1 pseudogene is annotated in these 282 nt (G+C 66.7%); it reads right to left on the reverse strand.

Going from position 1 to position 282, the window contains the following annotated elements:
* Positions 1-282: pseudogene (locus EXE44_RS19020) on the reverse strand (excinuclease ABC subunit B); the annotation flags it as partial.

The raw sequence follows: 282 nt of genomic DNA on the forward strand, positions 1-282 counted from the left end.
GGTGAGGAAGTCGTCGGGGAAGTAGTCGAGCAGGGCGTAGGGCGCGTCGCCGGACTCGCGGTCGTCCATGTGGACCGAGTAGTTCTCGATCCCCGAGCAGTAGCCGGCCTCCCGGAGCATCTCCAGGTCGAAGGTGGTGCGCTCCTCGATGCGCTGGGCGGCGACGAGGTCGCCCTGTCGCTCGAAGTAGCTGACCCGCTTCGCCATCAGCTCCTCGATCTCCGCGATCGCCTGCTCCAGTTTGTCGTCCGGGATCGAGTAGTGCTCCGCCGGGCGGAGCAT

Source organism: Halorubrum sp. SS7, assembly GCF_005435055.1.
Lineage (GTDB): Archaea > Halobacteriota > Halobacteria > Halobacteriales > Haloferacaceae > Halorubrum > Halorubrum salinarum.